Below are 25,956 nucleotides of genomic sequence, written 5' to 3' on the forward strand. Positions count from 1 at the left end.
ATCAGGAGCCCGGACATCTCCATCGACTACGCCGTCATGGAGAAGACCTCGAACGCCGCTGTCGTCCCCTCGTCCTTCACCTGGTCCGATCTCGGCAGCTGGGATGCAGTATGGAAACTTGGCACGCGCGACGAGGCCGGCAACATGGTTTCCGGCAACGCGACGCTGATGGATACGCGAGACTCCCTCGTCATGTCCCGCACCAGCCACCTTGCGGTGCAGGGACTGGAAAACGTCGTCGTCATTGCCAGCGAGGATGCGGTCTATGTCGGGCGGCTGGAGGAGAGCCAGAATGTCGGCCGCATGGTCAAGAAGCTCGCTGCCGACAAGGCGACGTCGCCACTCACCGAGACCCACCCTACCTCCTACCGCCCCTGGGGCGGCTATACCTCCATTCTCAACGGCGACCGTTTCCAGGTGAAGCGCCTGTTCGTCTCGCCGGGCAAGAAGCTGTCTCTGCAGAAGCATCATCACCGTTCCGAGCACTGGATCTGCGTGAAGGGCACGGCCGAGGTCACTGTCGGCGACGAGGTGAAGACGGTGCGGGAGAACGAAAGCGTCTACATCCCGCAGGGCGAGGTCCATCGTCTCGCCAACCCGGGCAAGATCCTGCTCGAGATGATCGAGGTGCAGACCGGTTCCTATCTCGGCGAGGACGACATCATCCGCATCGTCGACGAGTTTGGCCGCGGCTGAGGCCTGCGCGCTCGCAAGGCGGCCTCGCCTTGCGAGCGCCCGCTGCAAAGGAGAGGACGCCGAATGCATGCTCCTCCGGCCACTTCCGTCCCCGCTCCGGGCCGTTTTGGCACCAATCGGGCCATTGATTAAAATCTGAGCTTTCCGCTTAGCCCTTCCTCCACGGCCTCCTGTTATTCAATGCCGAGGTTCAGCTGTTTTGGGCGGATGGGAAGATGATGGCGTGGCAGAATTTCTCGCGGCTCCTGAATGACCGCAGCGGCAATTTCGGCATGATGACGGCAATCCTGCTCCCCGTCCTGCTGGGAGCAGCCGGTGTCGCGCTGGACCTCACCAACATGATGGTTTCCAAGACGCAGTTGCAGGAAGCCGCCGACTCCGCGGCGCTTGCAGCCTCCACGGCGCTCGCCAGCGGCGAAGCCGCCGATGAGGCGGCGGCCCGCGAGCTTGCCAGGCAGTTCTTCCTCGGGCAGGCGTCCAACACGATGGGCGCCGACGCCGCGAGTGCCCTTGCCGAGACGCTCGACATCGATATCAAGACCACAGCGACCGCCACCGGCAAAAAATTCCAGGTTCAGGTCGGTTCGAATTACGACCTCGCCCTAACCCCACTGATGGGCGTGCTCGGCCAAGGTTCGATGAACATTGCCACTAGCGGTACGTCGACAAGTGGGACGGAGAAAAAGGCAAACGCGCTGTCGCTCTACCTCGTCCTCGACCGCTCGGGCTCGATGGGAGACAATACCAAGACCGTAGTGGAGAAGTGTAGAGTAAAGAACGGCAAAACCCAGTGCTGGATGGCGTATCAGACAAAGATTGAGGCACTCAAGGCTGCGACGGCAAACCTGCTTACGGAGTTGGACAAGGTAGACCTAGATCAAGCTCTCGTTCGTACGGGTGCAGTCTCCTACAACGAGGCCATGCAGGATCCCTCGCCGCTTGCATGGGGAACGTCCGACGCGCGTGACTATGTGAATGCACTGCCCGCATCCGGATACACCAATTCCGGAGAGGCCGTTGAGACTGCCTATACGTCACTGGCCAACTCGATGGAGAACACCTATCACAAGAACAAGAACGGTGACGAAGATCCGTCGAAATATATCGTCTTCATGACGGACGGCGAAAACAACATCTCGGGTGCGGACAACAAGACGCTAAAGGCGTGCAAGAACGCCAAGGACGCCGGCATGGAAGTCTATGCCATTGCCTTCATGGCGCCCACGGCTGGCCAGAAGCTGTTGTCACAATGCGCCTCCACCCCGGCTCATTACTTCCAGCCGGAGGATGCCAACACCCTGATCGAAGCGTTCAAGGCAATCGGCCAGAAGGCGGCGAAGTCTGCGACCCGCCTGACCAGTTGAGACCGGACAAGTTCCTGACGAACCCGCCCGACCGGCGGGTTCGTCGCTTTCCACGCTCACCCCTATCCCCGCCTTTTTTCCGCCGCCTCAATCGATTTATTGCCAGCTTCCCGCGTCGGTGCGTAAACTGACTCGAATACAGGAAGACCGAAGGTTCACGCAGGCCGCCTCCCAGCCTGCCCTACCGGAAGAGTTGGCAGACCATGAATGATAGCCTCCCGGCCGTGGAAATCCCGCAGCCAAGCCCCCGCAGCACCCGTCCCGAAATCCTCGCCGCAGAGATCATCGAGCGCCTGACCTACCGCATCGGCAAGGATGCCAAGGTTGCCAAGCCGCACGACTGGCTGACGGCCGCCATTCTCGTGGTCCGCGACCGCATCATCGACCGTTGGATGGATTCCACACGCCGCGTTTACGAAAAGGGCGACAAGCGGGTCTACTATCTCTCGCTGGAATTCCTGATCGGCCGGCTGATGCGCGATGCCGTGTCGAACCTCGGCCTCATGAACGAACTGCGCGATGCGCTGGCCTCCCTTGGCGTCGATTTCGATGTCATCGCGGGCCTCGAACCCGATGCAGCGCTCGGCAATGGTGGCCTCGGTCGTCTCGCCGCCTGCTTCATGGAGTCCATGGCGACTGTCGACATTCCCGCCTATGGCTATGGCATCCGCTATGTCCACGGCCTCTTCCGCCAGCAGATGGCGGATGGCTGGCAGGTGGAACTGCCGGAAACCTGGCTTGCCCACGGCAACCCCTGGGAGTTCGAGCGGCGCGAAAGCTCCTATGAGATCGGCTTCGGCGGTTCGGTGGAAACCATCGGCGGCTATGACGAGCCGCCGCGCTATGTCTGGAAACCGGCCGAGCGAGTGATCGCGACCGCCTACGACACGCCGGTGGTCGGCTGGCGCGCCCAGCGGGTCAACACCCTGCGCCTCTGGTCGGCCCAGCCGATCGACCCGATCCTGCTCGATGCCTTCAATGCCGGCGACCACATAGGCGCCCTGCGCGAGAGCAACAAGGCCGAAGCGCTGACCCGCGTCCTCTATCCGGCCGATGCCAATCCCGCCGGCCAGGAATTGCGGCTGCGGCAGGAATACTTCTTCTCCTCCGCATCGCTGCAGGACATCCTGCGCCGCCATCTGCAGCAGTATCCGGACTTTTCCAATCTTCCGGATAAGGTGGCGATCCAGTTGAACGACACGCATCCGGCGGTTTCGATCGGCGAGATGATGCGCCTGCTCATCGACGTGCACGGGCTGGAGTTTGACGAGGCCTGGGAAATCACTCGCGGCACCTTCTCCTACACCAACCACACGCTCCTGCCCGAGGCACTGGAAAGCTGGCCCGTGCCGCTCTTCGAGCGCTTGCTGCCCCGCCACATGCAGATCGTCTACGCGATCAACGCGAAGATCCTGGTCGAGGCCCGCAAGGCGAAGAACTTCAGCGACCAGCAGATCCGCGCCATCTCCCTGATCGACGAGAACGGCGACCGCCGGGTGCGCATGGGTAACCTCGCCTTCATCGGCTCCCATTCCATCAACGGCGTGTCGGCGCTCCACACGGACCTGATGAAGGTCACCGTCTTCTCCGACCTTCACACGCTTTATCCCGACCGGATCAACAACAAGACCAACGGCATCACGCCGCGCCGCTGGCTGATGCAGTGCAATCCGGCGCTGACCTCCCTGATCCGCGAAGCGATCGGCGAGAAGTTCCTTGATGACACGGAAGCGCTGCACGCTCTCGACACTTTCGCGGACGATGCCGCCTTCCAGGAGAAGTTCGCCGCCGTTAAGCGCGAGAACAAGGTGCAACTCGCCAACCTCGTCGGCAGCCGCATGGGCGTGCGCCTCGATCCGTCGGCCATGTTCGACATCCAGATCAAGCGCATCCACGAATACAAGCGCCAGCTTCTCAACATCGTCGAGGCGGTTGCCCTCTACGACCAAATCCGCTCCCATCCGGAGCTCGATTGGGTGCCGCGCGTCAAGCTCTTTGCCGGCAAGGCGGCGCCCAGCTATCACAACGCCAAGCTGATCATCAAGCTGGCGAACGACGTGGCCCGCGTCATCAACAACGATCCGGCGGTGCGCAGCCTGCTCAAGGTTGTCTTCGTTCCGAACTACAATGTCTCGCTGGCGGAAGTCATGGTGCCGGCCGCTGACCTCTCGGAGCAGATCTCCACGGCCGGCATGGAAGCCTCCGGCACCGGCAATATGAAGTTCGCGCTGAACGGCGCACTCACCATCGGTACGCTGGACGGCGCCAATGTCGAGATGCGCGATCATGTCGGGGCGGAAAACATCGTGATCTTCGGCCTGACGGCGGAAGAAGTCGCCCAGGCACGGGCGGACGGTCATGAGCCGCGCGCCATCATCGAGAAGTCGAAGGAACTCTCGCAGGCGCTCGATGCGATCGCCTCCGGCGTCTTCTCGCCGGACGACCGCTCCCGCTTCACCGGCCTGATCGACGGCATCTACAATCACGACTGGTTCATGCTGACCGCGGATTTTGATGCCTATGCGGCGGCACAGCGGACCGTTGACCAAATCTGGACCGACCCTAAATCATGGTATTCAAAGACAATTCGAAATACCGCCCGGATGGGATGGTTCTCCTCTGACAGAACCATTCGCCAGTACGCGTCGGAAATCTGGAGAGCCTGATGACGACAGCGCCGAAGTCGCCCGACGACGGAAGAGCCCCTGGCGAAATTCCGTTGTCGGAGATCGAGGCGATCCTGGAAGGCCGGCACAGCAATCCCTTCGCGGTGCTCGGCCTCCACAAGCTGTCGAGCGGCTATCATGTCCGCTGCTTCATCCCGGGCGCAGAGGAAGTGGCCGCCTACCTTCTCGATGGAACGCGGCTAGGCCTGCTGAAGCGGCGCCATGAGGCAGGCTTCTTCGAGGGACCGGTCGAGGTCTCGTCGCCGAAACCGATCCGCTATCGCGCCCGCCGTGGCGGAGACGACGAATGGGCGGTGACCGATCCCTACAGCTTCGGCCCCGTGCTCGGCCCCATGGACGATTACTTCGTCCGCGAAGGCTCCCACCTGCGCCTGTTCGACAAGATGGGCGCCCATCCGATCCGCCATCAGGGCGTGGATGGCTTTCATTTCGCCGTCTGGGCGCCCAATGCCCGGCGGGTTTCGGTGGTCGGCGACTTCAATAACTGGGACGGCCGCCTGCACGTGATGCGCTTGCGGCAGGATACCGGCATCTGGGAAATCTTCGCGCCGGACGTACGGGCAGGCTCGCCCTACAAGTTCGAGATCATCGGCAGGGACGGCGAACGCCTCCTGAAAGCCGATCCCTATGCGCGCAAGGCGGAGATGCGGCCGAACACTGCATCCGTGACGACGCCGGAACTGAAGCAGGACTGGGAAGACGAGGCTCACCTCACCCATTGGCAAAAAGCCGATCATCGCCGCCAGCCCATATCGATCTACGAGGTCCATGCGGGGTCATGGCAGCGTCGTGACGACGGCACCTTCCTCAGTTGGGACGAACTCGCTGCCCGGCTGATCCCGTACGTCACCGACATGGGCTTCACCCATATCGAATTCCTGCCCGTAACCGAACATCCCTATGACCCTTCCTGGGGCTACCAGACCACCGGCCTTTACGCGCCGACCGCACGCTTCGGCGACCCGGAGGGCTTCGCCCGCTTCGTCAACGGCTGCCACAAGGTCGGCATCGGCGTCATCCTGGACTGGGTGCCGGCGCATTTCCCCACCGACGAACACGGACTGCGCCGCTTCGACGGCACCGCCCTCTACGAGCATGAGGACCCACGCCAGGGCTTCCATCCGGACTGGAACACCGCCATCTACAATTTCGGGCGGCTGGAGGTTCTGTCCTACCTCATCAACAACGCGCTTTACTGGGCTGAGAAATTCCATCTCGACGGGCTGCGCGTCGATGCGGTGGCCTCCATGCTCTACCTCGACTACTCCCGCAAGGAGGGCGAGTGGGTTCCGAACGAATACGGCGGCCGCGAGAACCTCGAGGCGGTGCGTTTCCTGCAGAAGCTGAACAGCCTGTCCTACGGCAACCACCCCGGCGTGATGACGATCGCCGAGGAATCCACCTCGTGGCCGAAGGTGTCGCATCCCGTCCACGAAGGCGGACTTGGGTTCGGCTTCAAGTGGAACATGGGTTTCATGCACGACACGCTGAGCTACCTGAAGCGGGAGCCCATTCACCGCAAGCATCACCACAACGAGATCACCTTCGGTCTCGTCTACGCATTTTCCGAGAACTTCGTCCTGCCCTTGAGCCATGACGAAGTGGTCCACGGCAAGGGTTCGTTGATCGCCAAGATGGCCGGTGACGACTGGCAGAAATTCGCCAACCTGCGCGCCTACTATGCCTTCATGTGGGGCTATCCCGGCAAGAAGCTCCTGTTCATGGGACAGGAATTCGCCCAGTGGAGCGAATGGAGCGAGGCGAAAGCGCTCGACTGGAACCTCCTGCACTACCACCAGCACGAGGGCATGCGCCGGCTCGTCCGCGACCTCAACCTCTGCTACCGGGCAAAGCCCGCACTGCACGCGCGCGACTGCGAGCCGGAAGGCTTCCGCTGGCTGATTGCCGACGACCACGACCACTCCGTCTTCGCCTGGCTGCGCATGGCACCGGGCGAGCGGCCGGTGGCGGTCGTAACCAATTTCACGCCGACCTACCGGGAAAATTACCGCCTCCCCTTGCCAACCGCGGGAAGATGGCGGGAAATCCTCAACACGGATGCGGAGATCTATGGCGGCAGCGGCAAGGGCAATGGCGGCCGGGTACAGGCGGTCGACGCCGGAGGAGATATCAGTACCACCATGACGCTTCCGCCCCTGGCGACGATCATGCTGGAACTGGAACAAGTATAGAAGAGAGGGGGAGCAGAATGGACGACAAGCGCTATCAGCCACTGGCTCGCGATGCCATGGCCTATGTCCTGGCGGGCGGCCGCGGAAGCCGCCTCAAGGAGTTGACCGATCGGCGTGCCAAGCCGGCCGTCTATTTCGGCGGCAAGGCCCGCATCATCGACTTCGCACTTTCCAACGCGCTGAATTCCGGCATTCGCCGCATCGGCGTCGCAACCCAGTACAAGGCCCATTCGCTGATCCGCCACATGCAGCGCGGCTGGGGCTTTCTGCGGCCGGAACGCAACGAGAGCTTCGACATTCTGCCGGCGTCCCAGCGTGTCTCGGAAACGCAGTGGTACGAAGGCACGGCCGATGCCGTCTACCAGAACATCGATATCATCGAGGGCTACAATCCGGAGTACATGGTCATCCTGGCCGGCGATCACGTCTACAAGATGGACTATGAATACATGCTCCAGCAGCATGTGGATTCCGGCGCCGACGTCACCGTTGGCTGCCTGGAAGTGCCGCGCATGGAGGCGACCGGCTTCGGAGTCATGCATGTCAACGAGAAGGACGAGATCATCGACTTCGTCGAGAAGCCCGCCAATCCGCCAGGTATTCCCGACAAGCCAGACTTCGCCCTCGCATCGATGGGCATCTATGTCTTCCACACGAAGTTCCTGGCCGAGGTGCTGAAGCGCGATGCGGCGGATCCTTCGTCCAACCGCGACTTCGGCAAGGACATCATTCCCTACATCGTCAAGAACGGCACCGCAGTCGCCCACCGCTTTCACAAGTCCTGCGTCCGTTCCGACTTCGAGCGCGAATCCTACTGGCGCGACGTCGGTACGATCGAGGCCTACTGGCAGGCGAACGTCGATCTTACCGCTATTCTTCCCGAGCTCGACATCTACGACAAGTCCTGGCCGATCTGGACCTATGCGGAGATCACGCCGCCTGCGAAGTTCGTCCATGACGACGAGGACCGGCGCGGCTCGGCAATCTCCTCTGTGGTGTCGGGAGACTGCATCATCTCCGGCTCGACACTGCACCGCAGCCTGCTCTTCACCGGCGTCCGCGCCAATTCCTACTCGCGGCTCGACGGTGCGGTGGTTCTGCCGAATGTCCGCATCGGCCGTCGGGCGCAGCTTCGCAATGTCGTCATCGACTCCAATGTAACCATTCCGGAAGGTCTGGTGGTCGGCGAGGATCCCGAACTCGATGCCAAGCGCTTCCGCCGCACCGAGAACGGCATCTGCCTGATCACCCAGCCGATGATCGACAAACTGGATCTGTAGAGCCGCATGAACGTCCTTTCGGTTGCCTCGGAAGTCTACCCGCTGATCAAGACCGGCGGGCTCGCCGACGTGGCAGGCGCCCTGCCGCTTGCGCTGAAGGAACACGGAGTGCGTACCCGCACGCTGATGCCGGGTTATCCGGCCGTCATGGCTGCAGTGAAACATGCAACGCGCTGCCACGCCTTCGACGATCTGCTCGGCCATCCCGCAACCATCCTGCAGGTGGAGCATCACGGCCTCGATCTGCTCATCCTCGATGCGCCGGCCCTCTTCGGTCGGCCAGGCGGTCCCTATGTGGGGCCGGACGGGCGCGATCATCCGGACAACTGGCGCCGCTTCGCCGCCCTGTCGCGCGCCGGCGCCGAGATCGCACTTGGTATCCTGGATGGCTGGCGTCCGGACCTCGTCCACCTGCACGACTGGCAGACGGGTCTCCTGCCCGCCTACCTCCGCTATGCCGGACGCCCTGCGCCGCCGAGCCTGATGACGATCCACAATATCGCCTTCCAGGGCCAGTACGGCGTCGACATCTTCCCGCATCTCGGCCTGCCGCCGGATGCCTATGCCATCGACGGAGTGGAATATTACGGTGGCGTCGGCTACTTGAAGGCCGGCCTGCAGGCAGCCACGGCGATCAGCACCGTCAGCCCGACCTATGCGGAAGAAATCCTGACCCCTGAATTCGGCATGGGGCTTGAAGGCGTGCTCGCGGCCCGCGCAGGCGACCTGCACGGGATCGTCAATGGCATCGATACCCGTGTCTGGAACCCGGAGCACGATCCGCTGATTGCCGCCACCTACGGTCCGTCGAAGCTCAAGCGCCGCCGCGAGAACAAGCATGCCGTCGCCGAGCGCTTCGGATTGAAGCACGACGACGGACCGCTGTTCTGCGTCGTCTCGCGACTCACCTGGCAGAAGGGTATGGACCTGCTGGCGGACGTCACCAACGAGATCGTTGCCCAGGGTGGTCGCCTTGCCGTCCTGGGCTCGGGCGATGCGGGGCTGGAGAACGCCTTCCATGCCGCGGCCGCCCGCCACCCCGGCCGCGTCTCGATCCATACGGGCTATGACGAGCCGCTGTCGCACCTGATGCAGGCGGGTGCCGATGCGATCCTGATCCCCTCCCGCTTCGAGCCCTGCGGGCTGACCCAGCTCTACGGTCTTCGCTACGGCTGCATTCCGGTCGTCGCGCGCACCGGCGGCCTCAACGACACCGTGATCGATGCCAGCCCCGCTGCGCTCGCTGCCCGCGCTGCGACCGGGGTCAGCTTCAGCCCCGCCACGACCCATACGCTGCAGCGCGCCGTCAACAGGACCTTCCGCCTTTACCGCGAGCCGAAGACCTGGGCCGAGATGCAGAAGCAGGGCATGAAGACCGACGTTTCCTGGGACAAGAGCGCCGGGCTCTATGCCCAGCTCTACAAGAACATGACGATGAAAGGCCGCTGACATGATCCGGACCGTTCCGACCGCCCCCTACAAGGACCAGAAGCCCGGCACTTCCGGGCTCCGCAAGAAGGTGCCCGTCTTCGCGCAGGAGAACTACGCGGAGAACTTCATCCAGTCGATCTTCGACTCGCTCGAGGGCTTCGCGGGCAAGACCCTGGTGATCGGCGGCGACGGCCGCTACTACAACCGCGAGGTCATCCAGAAGGCGCTGAAGATGGCCGCCGCTGCGGGCTTCGGCAAGGCCATGGTCGGCCAGGGCGGCATCCTCTCCACCCCCGCCGCCTCCAACATCATCCGCAAATACGGTGCCTTCGGCGGCATCATCCTGTCGGCGAGCCACAATCCGGGCGGGCCGAACGAGGACTTTGGCATCAAGTACAATATCGGCAATGGCGGCCCGGCACCGGAGAAGATCACCGAGGCGATCTTCGAGCGGTCGAGGATCATCAGCGAGTACAAGATCGTCGACGCGCCCGACGTCGACCTCGACAGGATCGGCAGCGTCGACCTCGAGGGCATGACGGTCGAGGTGGTAGACCCGGTCGCCGACTATGCGGAACTGATGGAGAGCCTTTTCGATTTCGATGCCATCCGGAATCTGATCTCCGGCGGCTTTCGCATCGCCATGGACTCCATGGGCGCCGTTACCGGTCCCTACGCCAAGGAGATCATAGAGCAGCGTCTCGGCGCACCGGCAGGCTCGGTCCGCAACGCGACGCCTCTGCCGGACTTCGGCGGCCACCACCCGGACCCGAACCTCGTCCACGCGAAAGAGCTGTACGACGACGTCATGAGCGCCGATGGCCCGGACTTCGGCGCAGCCTCCGATGGCGATGGCGACCGCAACATGGTGGTTGGCAAGGATATGTTCGTCACCCCCTCCGACAGCCTCGCCATCATCGCCGCCAATGCGAAATGCGCGCCCGGCTACGCGAAGGGCATAGCCGGCATCGCGCGCTCCATGCCGACCAGCGCTGCCGCCGACCGCGTGGCGGAAAAGCTCGGGCTCGGCATGTACGAGACCCCGACCGGCTGGAAGTATTTTGGCAACCTGATGGATGCCGGCAAGGTCACCGTCTGCGGCGAGGAAAGCTTCGGTACCGGGTCTGATCACGTGCGCGAGAAGGATGGCCTGTGGGCGATCCTCTTCTGGCTGAACATCATCGCCGCCCGCAAGGAAGGCGTCGCCGAGATCGTCCGCAAGCACTGGGCCGAGTATGGCCGCAACTATTATTCGCGCCACGACTACGAGGAAGTCGATACCGATGCGGCGAACGGGCTGATGGACGCGCTGCGCAGCAGGCTGTCATCGCTCCCCGGCCAGAGCTTCGGCGACCTGAAGGTCGAGGCGGCGGACGACTTCTCCTACACCGATCCGATCGACGGCTCCGTCAGCACCAGGCAGGGCATCCGCATCCTGTTCGAGGGCGGCAGCCGCGTCATCTTCCGCTTGTCCGGCACCGGCACCTCCGGTGCGACGCTACGCGTCTATGTCGAGCGTTACGAGCCGGATGCTTCCCGGCATGGCATCGAGACGCAGGCCGCCTTGGCTGACCTGATCGCTGTCGCCGACGAGATTGCCGAGATCAAGACACGCACCGGCCGCACGGGACCGACCGTGATCACCTGATTGCAGAGACAGGAGAAAGCCAGACAGTGGCAACGAGAACCGCGTCCTGCAGTTGCGGGCAGCTCCGGATCGAAGTGAACGACGAGCCGCTCAATGTCGGCGTCTGCCATTGCCTCGCCTGCCAGCAGCGAACCGGCAGCGTGTTCGCAGCACTCGCGCCGGACGGCCTTGCCGTCTATGAGAAGGATCCGGAATGAAGCTCGGGACGACCCTGGCGCCCCACGGCGCAGAGTTTGCGGTCTGGTCCGCGAACGCCGCGAAGATCGAGCTCTGCATCTTCAACCTGGAAGGTACCGCGGAAACCGCCCGCCACGTCATGGTCCGTGGTGCTGACGATATCCACCGCGTCTCCGTTCCTAACATCGGTGAACATACCCGCTACGGCTATCGCGCACACGGCACCTACGATCCGGACCGGGGCCTCTGGTTCGATCCTTCGAAGCTGCTCCTGGATCCCTACGCCACCGAGATCGACCGTCCCTTCGTCTACGACCGGCGCCTGGCAGATTTCGGCACAGACACCGCCCACCTTATGCCGAAGGCCATCCTGCGTCGGCACGACCCGGTGACGCCTTCGAAGCCGCTGTTCCGAGCCGGCGGCCTGATCTACGAGCTCGCCGTCCGCCCCTTCACCATCCTGCATCCCGACGTGCCGGAGCATCAGCGAGGCACCGTCGCCGCCCTCGCCCATCCGTCCGTCCTCGCCCACCTCAAGCGCATCGGCGTGGACGCGGTCGAACTGATGCCGATCACCGCCTGGATCGACGAAAGGCACCTCCCGCCGCTCGGGCTCACCAACGGCTGGGGCTACAACCCGGTCGGCTTCATGGCGCTTGATCCGCGTTTGTGCCCCGGGGGCGTGGCCGAACTGTGCGACACGGTCGCGGCACTTCATGAGGCTGGTATCGGCGTCATCCTCGACCTCGTCTTCAACCACACCGGCGAGAGCGATCGCGCCGGTCCGACACTCTCGCTTCGCGGCCTCGACAACCTCGCCTGCTTCCGCCACGTGGAAGGTCATCCGGGCACGCTGGTGAACGATACCGGCACTGGCAACACCGTCGCCTGCGACCATCCGTTCGTCCGCGGCCTGATCCTCGACAGCCTTCGCCATTTCGTGCTGAACGCCGGCATCGACGGCTTCCGTTTCGATCTTGCACCGGTGCTCGGTCGCGGGCAGCACGGATTTTCCGCCCAAAGCGAGACCCTGCAGGCGATGATCAGGGATCCGGTGCTTTCCGACCGCATTCTGATCGCCGAGCCTTGGGACATCGGCCCCGGCGGCTACCAGCTGGGCAACTTCCCGCCTCCCTTCATGGAGTGGAACGACCGCGCCCGCGACGACATCCGCCGCTTCTGGCGAGGCGACCACTGGACCCTTGGGGAGCTCGCAACCCGACTCACAGGCTCGCAGGACATCTTTGCCCGCCACGGACACCACCAGACACGCAGCGTCAACTTCATTGCCGCCCATGACGGCTTCACGCTGATGGACATGGTTTCGCACGAGGAGCGCCACAACCACGCCAACGGCGAGGAAAACCGCGACGGCCATCACGACAACTTCTCCTGGAACAATGGCGTCGAAGGCCGGACTCAGGACCTTGCTGTGCTTGAAGCCCGCCGACGCGACGTGATGGCGCTTCTCGCCACCCTGTTTGCCAGCCGTGGCGCCATCATGATGACCATGGGCGACGAGGCGGGCCGTAGCCAGGGCGGCAACAATAATGCCTATTGCCAGGACAATGAGATCACCTGGCTTAACTGGGCAGGTATGGACGAGGGGCTGGTCCAGCACACGGCCCGCCTGGCCCGCTGGCGCAAGCGATTTTCGGTGTTCTCGGAATGCGGCTTCTTCGTCGACGCCGGCGACGATATCGATTGGTACGGTCCCTCGGGCCAGCCCGTGGCACAGGAAGACTGGCAGCAGCCCGAGGCCGCCCAGCTCGCCGTCACCCTGAAGACGCGGGACCATCAGACGGACCTCGTCACGCGCATCGCGGTGGTCTTCAACCGGGCACATCGGGAGCAGCTTTTCACCCTGCCCTCCTGCTGGGTGACCCTCGACGAAGGCGAAGAGTGGGACGGCATGTCTCCGCCACGTTCGGTCACCTTTCTTGTCGAAGATCCGCAGGCTGGTAATGCTTCGCCTGTCCAAGCGCGATGAACACCTATAGATTGCAGCCGAAGACGGGAATCGGAGAGGGAACATGCCGCGCGAGATTTCGCTAGCAGACGTGCCGGGCCTGGTTGGACAGGTGCTGGGGACCTCCGAATGGATCACCGTCGATCAGCAGATGATCGACACATTCGCGGATGCGACCCTCGACCATCAGTTCATCCATGTTGATCCTGACCGTGCCGCGGCGGAGAGCCAGTTCGGCGGGACGATCGCGCACGGCTTCCTCACGCTTTCGCTGCTTTCGGCGATGAACTACGATTGCCTGCCGAAGATCCGCGAGCAGACCATGGGCTTGAACTACGGTTTCGACAAGGTCCGCTTCATGTCGCCGGTCCGGTGCGGCAGCCGGGTCCGCGGGCAATTCACGCTCACGGAGTGCCGCTTCCGCGGCGCCGGACTGCTGATGACCACCTACGACGTGTCCGTCGAGATCGAGAACGAGAAGAAGCCGGCACTGACCGCAAACTGGATCACCATCGTCCAGTTCGACCCCAAGGACAGACCCGCGGACGCCTGATCCGCAGCAGACGCATACGCATACCCACCTATCGATCAATGCCGATATGCGAGGTACGAATGTTTCCGCTTTCCCACATGATGAAGTCCTTCATCCGCAAGGGCCGCCTCACCGTCATCGACGCCGATGGACAGCGTCACATTTTCGCCGGTACGCCCGGACCGGAGGTGACCATGCGGCTGACGGATAAGCGGCTCTATCGAACGCTCGTCTTCAATCCGGAGCTTGCCGCCGGCGAGGCCTACATGGATGGCACCATGCGCTTCGAGGACGGTTCGACGCTGCGGGACTTCCTGACGCTCTTCTCGATCAACCGCCTGTCGCTCGGCTCCTACCCGCTGCAAAAGGCACTTCGCGCGATCAAGATGCGCTTCCGCAAGCGCCAGCAGTCGAACGTCAAGGGCGAGGCCCAGAGAAACGTCGCCCACCATTACGACCTCGGCAACGATTTCTACCGGCTCTTCCTCGATGAAAACATGCTCTATTCCTGCGCCTATTTTCGGGACATGGGGGAAACGCTGGAGCAGGCGCAGCGGAACAAGCTGCGCCTTCTCGCCTCCAAGCTATGCCTGGCAGATGGGATGCGCGTCCTCGACATCGGCTGCGGCTGGGGCGATCTGGCGCTCTACCTCGCCAAGCTGGAGAACGTCCATGTCACCGGCGTCACCCTTTCGAAGGAGCAGCAGAAGCTCGCCTCGGAAAGGGCCCGGCAGGCGGGGCTTTCCGATCGCGTGACGTTCGAGCTGCGCGATTACCGCGACGTCGACGACAAGTTCGATCGCATCGTCTCCGTCGGCATGTTCGAGCATGTCGGCGTGCAGCACTATGACGAGTTCTTCGGCCACCTGAACGACCTGATGCCGGACGATGGCATCGCCGTTCTCCACTCGATCGGCCACATGAGCCCGCCAGGCATGGCCAGCCCGTGGCTCAGGAAATACATCTTTCCCGGTGCCTATTCGCCGGCGCTGTCGGAAGTCTTCGATAGCGTGGAAAGGAACAGCCTCTGGGTCATGGACCTCGAATTCCTCCGCGTGCACTACGCCACTACCCTTGCCCACTGGGCGGAGCGCTTCGAGAAGAACCGCGAGCGGGTAATCGCCATGTATGACGACCGCTTTGCCCGGATGTGGGAATTCTATCTGATCAGCGCCGAGATGATGTTCCGCACCGGCAGCCAGCTCGTCTTCCACATGCAGATGTCGCGAAAGCGCGACGCCGCACCCATCGTACGCGACTACATTACCGACAAGCAGCGCGAGTATCTCCAACGGGAGAAGGCGCTGAACCTCGCGGTGTGAGGAGGTCCCATCACTTCAGATGGAGGCGTCCCTCGCTCCTTCGGCCAGCAGCCCGAAGGCGTAGTCCGAGAACGATCGCCAGACCTCCACCCGGAAGCTCTCCTCGCCCGTCCGCAACAGCACGATTTCGGCCTTTCCGAAGATGGTGCGGGTGCAGGCGCCGACGGGGAAGCTCTTGAGCGACAGGTCCTGGGGGCAGCCGGCATTGATTGCTGCCGCAGCACCCGATCCTTCGACGAGGATCGCCGTATTGCGGTGGGAGACATCAACGGCGGAATGCAGCACGCCGGATTCCTGCGCCGCCCGCATCAGCCCCGACCCGGCCTCGCCGATCACCAGCCATTCATCCGGCCCGAGCCATAGCGCGGTGCGTCCGTTCGCGGAGGCGGACGTCTTCGGCGTCGTCGGCAGGTCGAGTCCGAGAGCCTGCGAAAGGGCAGTCACGTCCTCCGCCCGGGCCCGCAGCGATATCCGTTCGGTTGGTTGGGCGGGCGTCAGCCTCACGCTGGCGGAACCGCCATGGACGCCGGCAAGCGGCAGCGTGCGTTGCGCGAGATCAGCCATGGATGCGGCCTCCTTCCTTGTCGAAGAACACCGTGTCGGTCACTTCGACGGCAATGGTACGATCCCTCATCGGTATATAGAGCGTCTGGCCGATCCGCTCCCGGCCGCCGGCGACGAGCGCCATGGCGATCGAGCGGCCGCAGTTCTCCGACCAGTAGGCCGACGTCACGTGGCCGAGCATGGTCATCGGCTTCGGCTGGTTCGGGTCGGCAACGATCTGCGCCCCCTCTTCCAGCACGTCGCTTGGCCGGTTGGTGCGAAGCCCCACGAGTTGCTTGCGACCATCCCGGACGAGATCCGGGCGCTTCAGGCCACGGATACCGACGAAGTCGGTCTTCTTCTTCGAAACCGCCCAGCCGAGGCCCGCATCGTCGGGCGTCACCGTCCCGTCGGTATCCTGGCCGACGATGATATAGCCCTTTTCGGCGCGCAGCACGTGCATGGCCTCGGTGCCGTAGAGGCAGCCGCCCATGCCCTTTGCCCGTTCCCAGATCGCCTTCCAGACGGCCGGCCCATAATCGGCGGGGACGTTGACCTCGAAGCCGAGTTCGCCGGTAAACGACATGCGGAAGAGCCGGGCCGGAACGCCCATGACCGTGCATTCAGCCACGCTCATGTGCGAGAAGGCCTCGTTGGAGATGTCGACGCCCTCGACAAACGGCTGGATGATCTCCCTCGCCTTTGGGCCCTGCACGGCAATCACCGCCCACTGCTCGGTGGTCGAGGTCAGCCACACCTTCAGGTGCGGGAACTCGGTCTGGAGATAGTCTTCCATGTGATGGAGAACGCGCGGCGCGCCGCCGGTCGTCGTGGTGACGTGGAAGCGATCCTCGGCCAGCCGCCCGACGACGCCGTCATCATAGATGAAGCCGTCCTCGCGGGTCATGATGCCGTAGCGGCACTTGCCCGGCTGCAGCGTGTCCCAGGCGTTGGTGTAGAGCAGGTTGAGGAACTGTGCCGCATCCGGCCCGACCACCTCGATCTTCCCGAGCGTCGAGGCATCGAAGACGCCCGCCACGTCGCGGACGGTGCGGCACTCGCGGTTGACCGCGGAGCCCATGTCCTCGCCGCGCTGCGGGAAATACCAGGCACGCTTCCAGTTGCCGACATCCTCGAATTCGGCACCTTCGGCCGCTTCGAGCTCGTGCATCGGAGTCTTGCGGGCGGGGTCGAAGAGCTCGCCGCGGGAGTGCGCCACCAGCGTGCCGTAGGTGACCGGTGTATAGGGCGCGCGGAAGGTCGTGAGGCCGACCTTGGGGATCGGCCGGTCGAGCATCTCTGCGGCGATCGCCAGCCCGTGCATGTTGGAGAGCTTGCCCTGGTCGGACGCCATGCCGTTCGTCGTGAACCGCTTGATGTGTTCGATCGAGTGCATGCCTTCGCGCACCGCAAGACGAATGTCCTTCGCCGTGACGTCGTGCTGGAAGTCCACGAATGCCTTGACGGTCGTGTCCGGACCCGCGCCTTCCGCGGCACCGATCATGCCCCCGGTCCAGGCGAACCGGCTCTCGCCCTGCACGGCAATCCTGCCACCGCCGGCGGAGATGGCTTCGTCGATGGCCTCGGCAAGATCGTCGGTTCCATTGCAGGCCCCGATCGAGACACAGTCCTGTGCATAGATATCCGGCAGGAACCGCCGGTTCGCCTCATCCCAGCGCAGCTTGCCGCGCGACTGGGAGAAGAGGTGCACAGACGGGGTCCAGCCCGCCGAGACGATCAGCGCGTCGACGGGGATCTTGCGGATGTCGAAATTGCCGTTGCGGGCCACGGTCATCGACTTGATCCGCAGTCGTCCGCCCGTATCCGTCACGGCATGACCTGTCAGCACGTTGATCCCGAGCGCCCGCGCCTCCTCCAGCACTGCCTCGCCCGGCCGCTCGCGACAGTCGACGATGGCGGCGATATGGACGCCCGCCCGCTTCAGGTCGAAGGCCGCCTCATAGGCGCTGTCATGCGCGGTGTAGACCCCGACATTGCGGCCGACGGCGACACCATGGTGGTTGAGGAAGGTGCGGGCCGCAGACGCCAGCATGATGCCCGGGCGGTCGTTGTTGGCGAACACCATGTGCCGCTCGATCGACCCGGTCGCGAGGATCACGCGTTTCGCCCGCACCTGCCACAGGCGCTCGCGTGGCGTGTCACGTCCGGGGCGGTCGAGGTGCTCGCTCACCCGTTCCGCAAGCCCGAGGAAGCCGTGGTTGTAGTAGCCGAAGACGGTGGTCCGGGTCAGCACCCGCACATTCGGCATCGCCCGCAGCTTCGCGGCTGTGTCCTGCGCCCAGTCATAGCCATCCTGACCGTCGATGGTCGTCGAGGTGTCGAAGTGGAGAGCGCCGCCCACCTCCGGCTGCTCGTCGACGAGGATGACCTCCGCACCGGTGGAGGCAGCCGAGAGAGCGGCCGTCAGCCCGGCAACCCCGGCGCCGGCGATCAGTACGTCGCAATGGGCGAAGCGGTTGGCATAGCGGTCCGGATCCTCTTCCGTCGGCGCAACGCCGAGGCCGGCGGCACGGCGGATCAAGGGCTCGTAGACCTTCGTCCAGGCTTCCTTCGGCCACATGAAGGTCTTGTAGTAGAAGCCGGCTGCGAAGAAGGGCGAGAAGAGGTTGTTGACGGCGCCGACATCGAAGGCAAGCGACGGCCAGCGGTTCTGCGACGAGATCTTCGCCCCGTCGAAGACCTCCTGCACGGTGGCGCGCACATTCGGCTGCCGGCGGGCAGCGTCGCGGGAAACATCGAGAAGCGCGTTCGGCTCTTCCGGTCCGGCGGTCAGGATGCCCCGCGGCCGGTGATACTTGAACGAGCGTCCGACAAGGTGAACCCCGTGGGCCAGCAGTGCGGAAGCGACCGTATCGCCCTCCATCGCCGTGTAGCTCTTGCCGTCGAAGGTGAAACGCGCCGTGCGCGCAGGTGTCAGGCGGCCTGCTCCCGTGATGCGATAGGCGCCGAGGTTCTTCGCCGAAGCGCTCATCGGGCGTCTCCCTCGGTCTGCTCATAGGTCTCGACGGTCTTCTCCGTCGCCGAGACGCCCGGCACCGGCTGCTTCGACAGGCCCGCCTTGTAGGTCATCAGGAACCTGTCGCTCACCGTATCGCGCGCCGCGTTGAAGAAGCGCCCGCAACCATGGATATGGCGCCAGCGCTCATAGGTCAGGCCCTTCTCGTTGTTGCGCAGGAAAAAGAACTTGGCGAACTCCTCGTCCGTGATGCCGGAGATGTTCTCCGGCCTTGCGATATGGCCCTCGCCCGCCCAGCGGAATTCGAGTTCCGAGCGATCTTCCTCGCAATAGGGGCAGTGGATCAGCAGCATCTCTGGAACCTCGCAATCAATGCGCGACGGCGGCGGCGGCCGCCTCGTCGATCAGCCGGCCGGTGCGGAAGCGGTCGAGCGTCAGGCCTGCCGCCAGCTTGTGCGGCTCGCCTTTGGCGATCAGGTGGGCAAACAGGTTGGCGGAACCCGGCGTCGCCTTGAAGCCGCCCGTCCCCCAGCCGCAGTTGACGAACAGGTTCGGCACCGGCGTCACGCCCTGGATCGGCGAGCGGTCGGGCGTGTTGTCGGTGATGCCGCCCCACTGGCGCATCATCTTGACGCGGCGGAACATCGGGAAGAGTTCGCAGATGGCATCGAGCGTATGGGTGATGATCTGAAGTCCGCCCGTCTGGCTGTAGGAATTGTACTGGTCGGTACCGGCGCCGATGACAAGTTCGCCCTTGTCTGACTGCGAAATGTAAGCGTGCACCGTGTTCGACATGACGACGCAGGGGAAGATCGGCTTCAGTGGCTCGGAGACCAGCGCCTGCAGCGGCGTCGAATGAAGCGGCATGCGCACTCCCGCCATTTCCATCACGACGGAGGAATGGCCGGCGGCGGAGACGCCGATCTTCTTCGCGCCGATGAAGCCCCGATTGGTCTCGACCCCCGTCACCTCGCCGTTCGGGCCGCGGCGGATGCCGGTGACTTCGGTATTCTGGATGATGTGGACGCCCCGGTCGGAGGCGGCGCGGGCATAGCCCCAGGCCACGGCATCATGGCGTGCCGTGCCGCCGCGCCGCTGCAGCGCCGCACCGTTGATCGGATAGCGGGCGGTCTTCGAGATGTCGAGAACCGGCACATAGGCCTTCGCCTCTTCCGGCGTCAGCCATTCGTTGTCGATGCCGTAGAGCCGGTTGGCGTTGATGTGCCGCTTGAAGCTCTGCATGTCGTGCGTATTGTGCGACAGCATCATCACGCCGCGCGGCGAATACATGACGTTGTAGTTGAGGTCCTGGCTCAAGCCTTCCCACAGCTTCAGGGAATGCTCGTAGATGTCCATGCTCTCTTCGTAGAGGTAGTTGGAGCGGATGATCGTCGTGTTGCGGCCGGTATTGCCGCCGCCGAGCCAGCCCTTCTCCAGCACCGCGACATTGGTGATGCCGTGCTCCTTGGCAAGGTAATAGGCCGCTCCTAGCCCATGCCCGCCGCCGCCGACAATGATCACGTCATAGCTGGAGCGGGGCTCCGGCGAGGACCACTGGGCTTCCCAACCCTTATGGCCGCGGAGTGCTTCGCGGGCCACGGCGAAGACCGAATATTTGCGCATGTCGCCTTCGACTCCCTGGTGGAACGGAGTTCTGTTAGAGACATAGCAATCGCAAATCAACACGGCCCGCAATGGCTCTTTTGCGACGCATGCAGGGGATTGTTTTGCTAATGTCGCCAGACGCCTGAATCAGCGGCGCGGTGCCATCGCACGCTGGAAGACACTGTGACAAAATGCCGGTGTCAGCAGCGCGTTCGTCTGCTCGCCGCGCGACCTGTCATAGCTGCTGACGCAGGCGACGGTGAGTGCCGAGAGGGTGGCATTCTGCGTTCCGATAGAGGACGCTACCGGCGCGCCCTTCACCGTGTCGCTGCCGACCAGCGCCACCAGCAGGGCGCCGTATTGGCTAAGAATCATCGCATAGGCATCGTGCCCGATTACCCCGTTCGCATAGCTCTGGCAGGCATTGTAGAGACCGTCGCGCAGCGCCAGCACAGCGGCGGCGCGCCCTTCACCTTCGTCGATGGTCTCCGTGGATGAAAGCTCTCCATCCAACGTCCGGGTACCCGCTGGCGAGGGCAGATCGAGCTTTGCCTTGCGGGTGAAGTTGAAGGCGATGGCGTAATCCGGGCTCGGCTCGGTACAGACGACCGGCGGCATGCCGTAGCGTTGGCGCTCGGTGATGATCCGGAGATTGCCGGTGGTCGAGAGGCCAATGGTCTCGCCAAAAGCGATCTTGCCTGCGCCGGCGTTCGGTGAGCAGGCTGTCAGCGGTAGCACCGCCATCAAAGCCGCGAGCACCTGCGTCCGCATCACACCCCTCCGCCTCTGCCCCCTCAGAAAATAACACTATGACGCATTTACCATAAATTGCAATAACGCATAACAGCAACCTAAAGTTTTCCTGAGTTGGCAAGATCGGTTGGCTGGAGGCCATCGCCCGTCCCGCGCACGATATTTTTCGGCAGGCCGCCGCATCGGAGTATCTGGACTTCCGACCCGGCCTCTGCTATCTGCCGAACCAATCGCACGGCTTTCCGGCCGGGCACAGTTATTCTTTCGCCTCGAATCGGCATGGATTCCGGCGAGCAACCAAACCAAGGAACGGGATTACACGTGCAGGTACTTGTCCGCGACAACAACGTTGATCAGGCTCTCCGCGCTCTCAAGAAGAAGATGCAGCGCGAAGGCATCTTCCGCGAAATGAAGATGCGCGACTACTACGAAAAGCCTTCCCAGAAGCGTGCTCGCGAAAAGGCTGAGGCCGTTCGTCGCGTCCGCAAGCTGGCTCGCAAGCGCATGCAGCGCGAAGGCCTGATTGCCGCTCCGCGCCCGAGCCGTTAATCGGCCGTTTTTCTGACGTTTTTGACGTGCTAATGAGGCGGTGGCGACTTGGGCGCCGCCGCCTTTCGCTTTTACCGGATCACGATTCCGCTCCTGAACGATACGAGGAACCGAGCCTGATGGCCTTCAAGACTGCTGCTCCTTCGTCCGCAACACTCGTCTTTTCGACCATCACCGCCCCGATTCGCAGCAAGGTTACGCTCTCTGCACTCACTCTCGCCTCCAGCGTCCTTCTGGCCAGTTGCTCGACCACATCGCAGACGACCGATCTCATCACTGTCGACCGCGCCCAGGGCTCGGAAGAGAACATTGCCTCGCTGACGGCCGTCATCAACGCCAATCCTGGGGATCCGGAAGGCTACAATGTCCGCGGCTCCGCCTATGGGCGCGCCGGCCAGTTCAAGCAGGCGCTCGACGATTTCAACCGGGCAATCCAGCTCAATCCGCAGTTCTACCAGGCCTATGCCAACCGGGCCCTCGTCTACCGCAACATGGGCAAGCCCGTGGAAGCCGCGAATGACTACAACCGCGCGATCCAGCTGAACTCCAGTTATGACGTCGCCTATATCGGCCGCGGCAACATTTATCGTCAGGCAGGCCGCAACGACGAGGCATTCAACGATTTCAACCGCGCCATCCAGCTCGACACGACCGACGGTCGCGCCTACCACAACCGGGGACTGATCTATCAGCTTCGTGGCCAGCATGCGCAGGCCATCGAGGACTTCTCCAAGGCGATCTCGCTGTCGCCCAACTCGCCCGAACCCTATAACGGCCGCGCCGTCTCCTACCTCGCAATGGGCGACGACGAAAACGCCTTCGCGGACATCAACACGGCGATCGCCTATAACGACAAGCTCGCAGAATCCTGGACGAACCAGGGGCTCGTTTACGAGACCCGCGGCGACAGGGCCCGCGCCGCCAAGTCGTTTGCCCATGCCGCCCGTCTGGACCCCAACTACCAACCGGCCAAGGACGGCCTCGCTCGCACCCGCAGCAGCTAGGCCGGAACCGGCCGCTGCAGAAGCCTAGCGCCAGCCCAGGGCTGGCGCTACATGCTTGAGGATCGCCTCGATCACGTGGGCGTTGTATTCCACGCCCAGTTGGTTCGGTACCGTCAGGAGCAGCGTGTCGGCCTCCGCAATCGCCTCGTCCTTCCTTAGTTCCTCGACCAGCGCATCCGGCTCTGCAGCGTAGGAACGGCCGAAGATGGCGCGGGTATTGGCGTCGAGATAGCCGATCGAATCCTCGTCCTTGCCGTGGCCGAAGTAGGCCCGGTCCATGTCGTTGACGATTGCGAAGATCGACCGCGAGACGGAAACCCGCGGCGTGCGGTCATGGCCCGCCTCCTTCCATGCATCGCGATAGGCACGGATCTGCTTGGCCTGCTGGATGTGGAAGGCCTCGCCCGTCTCGTCGTCCTTCAGCGTCGACGACTGCAGGTTCATGCCGAGCTTGGCAGCCCACACCGCCGTCGCATTGGAACCGGCACCCCACCAGATGCGCTCGCGCAAGCCCTCGGAATAGGGCTCTAGGCGAAGCAGCCCGGGCGGGTTGGGGAACATTGGCCGCGGGTTCGGCTGGGCGAAGCCCTCCCCCTTCAGGACGTCGAGAAGGACCTCCGCATGGCGACGCCCCATGTCTGCATCGCTCTGTCCCTCGGCTGGCTCATAGCCGAAATAGCGCCACCCATCGATGACCTGTTCCGGGGAGCCGCGGCTGATGCCGAGTTGCAGGCGACCACCGGCTATGAGATCCGCCGCACCGGCATCCTCGGCCATGTAGAGCGGATTCTCGTAGCGCATGTCGATCACGGCCGTGCCGATCTCGATGCGGCTGGTCTTGGCTCCTACTGCCGCGAGCAGTGGAAAGGGCGAGGCCAGTTGCCGGGCAAAATGGTGGACGCGGAAATAGGCGCCGTCGGCACCAAGTTCCTCGGCTGCCACGGCCAGATCGATGGACTGCAGCAGAGCATCTCCGGCCGAGCGTGTGCCCGACTGTGGTGACGGCATCCAGTGGCCGAAGGAAAGGAAACCGATCTTCTTCATGGCGTGCTCCTGCCGTGGCGTTACGGCCTATATGGCACGCGGACGCCTCGGCGTCAGGTACCAGCTCGTTCTGGACGCCGGACGGACCGTTCGCTCGTGCTGAACGATGCCGCCAATCCCGCTGCCTGACACTGCACCGGACTGATCAGGAGCGAGGAGAAAGCCCCGGACGTGCCGGGGCTTTTGCTTGGTACCTACTGATTGATCGGTGGCGGCTGGCTCAGGTCCGGCTGCACGGGTGGCTGTGCCGGCTGTTGGACCGGTGCCTGCGGGACCTGTTGCCCCGGCAGTCCCTGGAGCGGCGGCAGTCCGAAGGCCGGCGGAGCGGCAGGAGCCCCGGGCTCTGACGGTGCCGCAGGCTGCGGCGCCGATGGCGGCTGCTCCCCACCCAGGTTGAGTGGCGGCAGGCCGAAGGCCGGCGGCGCCGCGGGCTGGGCTCCCGAGGCAGGCGGCTCGCCGAGATTGAGGGGCGGAAGGCCCATGGCAGGCGGCGCACCCGCTCCGCCATCTCCTCCGCCTCCCTGGCCGCCCAGCGGCGGCAGGCCGAGCCCGCCACCCTGGCCGCCGAAGCCGGGGATCTCGATCTGGATATCGGTGGGATCGGCGCTCGGATGATCGGTCTTGTAGTGCATCACCAGCCCGGGGAAGAAGATCACCACGAGGATCATCACGAATTGGATGACGATATAGGGGAAGACACCCTTGTAGATTTCCGTCGTCTTCATGGCTGGCATGGTCTTGCCCGTTACCTTGTCGAGCCAAGGTGCAGCCGGCGCGATGGATCGCAGGAAGAACAGCGAGAAGCCGAAGGGCGGCGTCAGGAACGAAGTCTGCAGGTTGATGCCGAGAATGATCCCGAACCACACGAGATCGATCCCGTGCGCCTCTGCCACGGGCGCCAGCAGCGGCACCATGATGAAGGCGATCTCGAAGAAGTCGAGGAAGCATCCGAGGATGAAGACGATGATCGTCACCACGATCAGGAAGCCGTACTCGCCCCCGGGCAGTGCCAGCAGCAGTTCCTCGATCCAGACATTGCCGTTGATGCCGTAGAAGGTCAGGCCGAAGACGCGCGCACCGATCAGGATCATCATCACGAAGGCTGACAGCTTCGTCGTGGCGTCCAGTGCATTCTTGATCGTTCCGAAGCTCAGGCGCCCCTTGGCGAGAGCGAGAAGCAGTGCGCCGGTGGCGCCCATCGCGCCGCCTTCGGTCGGAGTGGCGATGCCGAGGAAGATCGTGCCTAGCACCAGAAAGATCAGCGCCAGCGGCGGGATGAGCACGATGATGACCTGCTCGGCCAAGCGCGAGATGAGCTTCTTCTCGACGCGGCTGTTGACCAATGCCACGACATAAACCACGGCAACGGCAAAGGTCATCGCCGCAACCAGCTGCCACTCCGGCGACTGGATGCCGGTGAACAGGACGTACATGCCGAGATAATAGAGGGCGATGGCGATCACCAGCATGACGACCAGCGAGGTCACGCCGGAGCCAAGCGTGCGGGCCTCCATGGGCAACGCTGGTGCCCATTCCGGCTTCACCATCGAGACTGCGAAGATGTAGAGGCAGTAGGCACCGACGATCAGCAGTGCCGGATAGAGCGCGCCGACATACATGTCGCCGACCGAGCGACCGAGCTGGTCGGCCATGACGATCAGGACGAGCGACGGCGGGACGATCTGCGCCAGCGTGCCGGAGGCGGCGATCGTGCCGGAGACGAGCGGCCTGTTGTAGCCATAGCGCATCATGATCGGCAGCGAGATCAGGCCCATGGCCATGACGGATGCGGCGACGACGCCGGTCGTGGCGCCGAGAAGCGCGCCGACGAGGATGACGGCATAGGCCAGGCCACCGCGGATCGGGCCGAACAGCTGGCCGATCGTGTCGAGCAGGTCTTCCGCCATGCGCGACCGCTCCAGAATGATCCCCATGAAGGTGAAGAAGGGGATCGCCAGAAGCGTATCGTTGTACATGATGCCGTAGATGCGTTCGGGATGCGACTGCAGCAGCGGCCAGAACAGCCGGATTTCCGGCGAAATCGCTGACAGTTCGACGCCGATCACGAAGTAGATCAGGCCGCCGGCGGCGAGCGTGAAGGCCACTGGATAGCCGAGCAGCAGCATCAGCATGACGCTGGAGAACATCACCAGCGGCAGATTGTGGGCAATGAAGTCGATCAC

At 63.6% G+C, this 25,956-nt stretch carries 20 protein-coding genes; 13 read left to right on the forward strand and 7 right to left on the reverse strand.

The features are described 5' to 3' along the window. The 11 genes from FN060_RS23065 to FN060_RS05290 all read left to right on the forward strand — a co-directional run. A partial coding sequence (locus FN060_RS23065; protein ID WP_244665697.1) for a cupin domain-containing protein occupies positions 1-696 on the forward strand: 696 nt, incomplete at its 5' end. 215 nt (positions 697-911) lie between these two features. Further along, positions 912-2,060: a vWA domain-containing protein gene (locus tag FN060_RS05245; RefSeq protein ID WP_142587188.1), complete on the forward strand. Its 1,149-nt coding sequence runs from the start codon at positions 912-914 to the stop codon at positions 2,058-2,060. A gap of 203 nt (positions 2,061-2,263) precedes the next feature. Then, positions 2,264-4,726 carry a glycogen/starch/alpha-glucan phosphorylase gene (locus FN060_RS05250; protein ID WP_142587189.1) on the forward strand — a complete coding sequence of 821 codons (2,463 nt, stop codon included), beginning with the start codon at positions 2,264-2,266 and terminating at the stop codon, positions 4,724-4,726. Next, positions 4,726-6,939, forward strand: coding sequence for a 1,4-alpha-glucan branching protein GlgB (gene glgB, locus FN060_RS05255; RefSeq protein WP_142587190.1), 2,214 nt, complete (start codon positions 4,726-4,728; stop codon positions 6,937-6,939). Before FN060_RS05250 ends, glgB begins: the two co-directional genes overlap by 1 nt. Positions 6,940-6,956: 17 nt before the next feature. Next, positions 6,957-8,219 carry a glucose-1-phosphate adenylyltransferase gene (gene glgC, locus FN060_RS05260; protein ID WP_142587191.1) on the forward strand — a complete coding sequence of 421 codons (1,263 nt, stop codon included), beginning with the start codon at positions 6,957-6,959 and terminating at the stop codon, positions 8,217-8,219. A 6-nt stretch (positions 8,220-8,225) separates the two neighbouring features. Continuing rightward, complete coding sequence (glgA, locus tag FN060_RS05265; protein ID WP_142587192.1) at positions 8,226-9,668, forward strand: glycogen synthase GlgA; 1,443 nt, start codon at positions 8,226-8,228, stop codon at positions 9,666-9,668. A 1-nt stretch (position 9,669) separates the two neighbouring features. Further along, a complete protein-coding gene (locus FN060_RS05270) occupies positions 9,670-11,298 on the forward strand; it encodes an alpha-D-glucose phosphate-specific phosphoglucomutase (RefSeq protein WP_142587193.1) in 1,629 nt (542 codons plus the stop codon). Positions 11,299-11,324: 26 nt separating this feature from the next. Further along, the gene (locus FN060_RS05275) at positions 11,325-11,495 is read left to right on the forward strand and encodes a GFA family protein (protein WP_210310764.1); all 171 of its coding nucleotides are present in this window, start codon (positions 11,325-11,327) and stop codon (positions 11,493-11,495) included. Then, positions 11,492-13,465: a glycogen debranching protein GlgX gene (glgX, locus tag FN060_RS05280; protein WP_142587194.1), complete on the forward strand. Its 1,974-nt coding sequence runs from the start codon at positions 11,492-11,494 to the stop codon at positions 13,463-13,465. The genes FN060_RS05275 and glgX overlap by 4 nt, the downstream gene beginning before the upstream one ends. Positions 13,466-13,508: 43 nt before the next feature. After that, positions 13,509-13,997, forward strand: a complete 489-nt coding sequence (locus FN060_RS05285; RefSeq protein ID WP_142587195.1) for a MaoC family dehydratase — start codon at positions 13,509-13,511, stop codon at positions 13,995-13,997. Positions 13,998-14,056: 59 nt separating this feature from the next. After that, the gene (locus FN060_RS05290) at positions 14,057-15,298 is read left to right on the forward strand and encodes an SAM-dependent methyltransferase (RefSeq protein WP_142587196.1); all 1,242 of its coding nucleotides are present in this window, start codon (positions 14,057-14,059) and stop codon (positions 15,296-15,298) included. 15 nt (positions 15,299-15,313) lie between these two features. On the opposite strand, the gene FN060_RS05295 is transcribed toward FN060_RS05290, so the two are convergent. From FN060_RS05295 to FN060_RS05315, 5 genes are all read right to left on the reverse strand, one after another. Then, positions 15,314-15,862, reverse strand: coding sequence for a sarcosine oxidase subunit gamma (locus FN060_RS05295; protein ID WP_142587197.1), 549 nt, complete (start codon positions 15,860-15,862; stop codon positions 15,314-15,316). After that, on the reverse strand, positions 15,855-18,833 hold the full coding sequence (locus FN060_RS05300; protein WP_142587198.1) for a sarcosine oxidase subunit alpha: 2,979 nt from the start codon (positions 18,831-18,833) through the stop codon (positions 15,855-15,857). The genes FN060_RS05295 and FN060_RS05300 overlap by 8 nt, the downstream gene beginning before the upstream one ends. After that, entirely contained in the window at positions 18,830-19,171 is a 342-nt protein-coding gene (locus FN060_RS05305) for a sarcosine oxidase subunit delta (RefSeq protein WP_142587199.1), read from the reverse strand. Before FN060_RS05305 ends, FN060_RS05300 begins: the two co-directional genes overlap by 4 nt. 16 nt (positions 19,172-19,187) lie before the next feature. Further along, complete coding sequence (locus FN060_RS05310) at positions 19,188-20,441, reverse strand: sarcosine oxidase subunit beta family protein (RefSeq protein ID WP_052639375.1); 1,254 nt, start codon at positions 20,439-20,441, stop codon at positions 19,188-19,190. 129 nt (positions 20,442-20,570) lie between these two features. After that, entirely contained in the window at positions 20,571-21,194 is a 624-nt protein-coding gene (locus FN060_RS05315; protein WP_142587200.1) for a hypothetical protein, read from the reverse strand. 303 nt (positions 21,195-21,497) lie between these two features. Here FN060_RS05315 and rpsU point away from each other — a divergent pair, with 303 nt between their 5' ends. Both rpsU and FN060_RS05325 read left to right on the forward strand, forming a co-directional pair. Beyond that, complete coding sequence (gene rpsU, locus FN060_RS05320; RefSeq protein ID WP_052639379.1) at positions 21,498-21,725, forward strand: 30S ribosomal protein S21; 228 nt, start codon at positions 21,498-21,500, stop codon at positions 21,723-21,725. 119 nt (positions 21,726-21,844) lie between these two features. Next, entirely contained in the window at positions 21,845-22,729 is an 885-nt protein-coding gene (locus FN060_RS05325) for a tetratricopeptide repeat protein (protein WP_142587201.1), read from the forward strand. Between the two features lie 24 nt (positions 22,730-22,753). Here the strand turns inward: FN060_RS05325 and FN060_RS05330 are convergent, their stop codons facing one another. Beyond that, positions 22,754-23,773: an LLM class flavin-dependent oxidoreductase gene (locus FN060_RS05330; protein ID WP_142587202.1), complete on the reverse strand. Its 1,020-nt coding sequence runs from the start codon at positions 23,771-23,773 to the stop codon at positions 22,754-22,756. Between the two features lie 194 nt (positions 23,774-23,967). Next, a complete protein-coding gene (locus FN060_RS05335) occupies positions 23,968-25,956 on the reverse strand; it encodes a TRAP transporter large permease (RefSeq protein WP_142587203.1) in 1,989 nt (662 codons plus the stop codon).

The sequence above is a fragment of the Pseudorhizobium halotolerans genome, from assembly GCF_902153235.2.
Lineage (GTDB): Bacteria > Pseudomonadota > Alphaproteobacteria > Rhizobiales > Rhizobiaceae > Neorhizobium > Neorhizobium flavum.

Excerpts from the sequence above, each read along its gene's own strand:
- FN060_RS05315 (WP_142587200.1), bottom strand. The coding sequence starts at position 21,194 with ATGCGGACGCAGGTGCTCGCGGCTTTGATGGCGGTGCTACCGCTGACA.
- glgB (WP_142587190.1), top strand. The coding sequence starts at position 4,726 with ATGACGACAGCGCCGAAGTCGCCCGACGACGGAAGAGCCCCTGGCGAA.
- FN060_RS05290 (WP_142587196.1), top strand. The coding sequence starts at position 14,057 with ATGTTTCCGCTTTCCCACATGATGAAGTCCTTCATCCGCAAGGGCCGC.
- FN060_RS05310 (WP_052639375.1), bottom strand. The coding sequence starts at position 20,441 with ATGCGCAAATATTCGGTCTTCGCCGTGGCCCGCGAAGCACTCCGCGGC.
- FN060_RS05250 (WP_142587189.1), top strand. The coding sequence starts at position 2,264 with ATGAATGATAGCCTCCCGGCCGTGGAAATCCCGCAGCCAAGCCCCCGC.
- glgA (WP_142587192.1), top strand. The coding sequence starts at position 8,226 with ATGAACGTCCTTTCGGTTGCCTCGGAAGTCTACCCGCTGATCAAGACC.
- glgC (WP_142587191.1), top strand. The coding sequence starts at position 6,957 with ATGGACGACAAGCGCTATCAGCCACTGGCTCGCGATGCCATGGCCTAT.
- FN060_RS05330 (WP_142587202.1), bottom strand. The coding sequence starts at position 23,773 with ATGAAGAAGATCGGTTTCCTTTCCTTCGGCCACTGGATGCCGTCACCA.
- FN060_RS05325 (WP_142587201.1), top strand. The coding sequence starts at position 21,845 with ATGGCCTTCAAGACTGCTGCTCCTTCGTCCGCAACACTCGTCTTTTCG.
- FN060_RS05245 (WP_142587188.1), top strand. The coding sequence starts at position 912 with ATGATGGCGTGGCAGAATTTCTCGCGGCTCCTGAATGACCGCAGCGGC.
- FN060_RS05285 (WP_142587195.1), top strand. The coding sequence starts at position 13,509 with ATGCCGCGCGAGATTTCGCTAGCAGACGTGCCGGGCCTGGTTGGACAG.
- FN060_RS05270 (WP_142587193.1), top strand. The coding sequence starts at position 9,670 with ATGATCCGGACCGTTCCGACCGCCCCCTACAAGGACCAGAAGCCCGGC.
- FN060_RS05300 (WP_142587198.1), bottom strand. The coding sequence starts at position 18,833 with ATGAGCGCTTCGGCGAAGAACCTCGGCGCCTATCGCATCACGGGAGCA.
- FN060_RS05305 (WP_142587199.1), bottom strand. The coding sequence starts at position 19,171 with ATGCTGCTGATCCACTGCCCCTATTGCGAGGAAGATCGCTCGGAACTC.
- glgX (WP_142587194.1), top strand. The coding sequence starts at position 11,492 with ATGAAGCTCGGGACGACCCTGGCGCCCCACGGCGCAGAGTTTGCGGTC.
- FN060_RS05295 (WP_142587197.1), bottom strand. The coding sequence starts at position 15,862 with ATGGCTGATCTCGCGCAACGCACGCTGCCGCTTGCCGGCGTCCATGGC.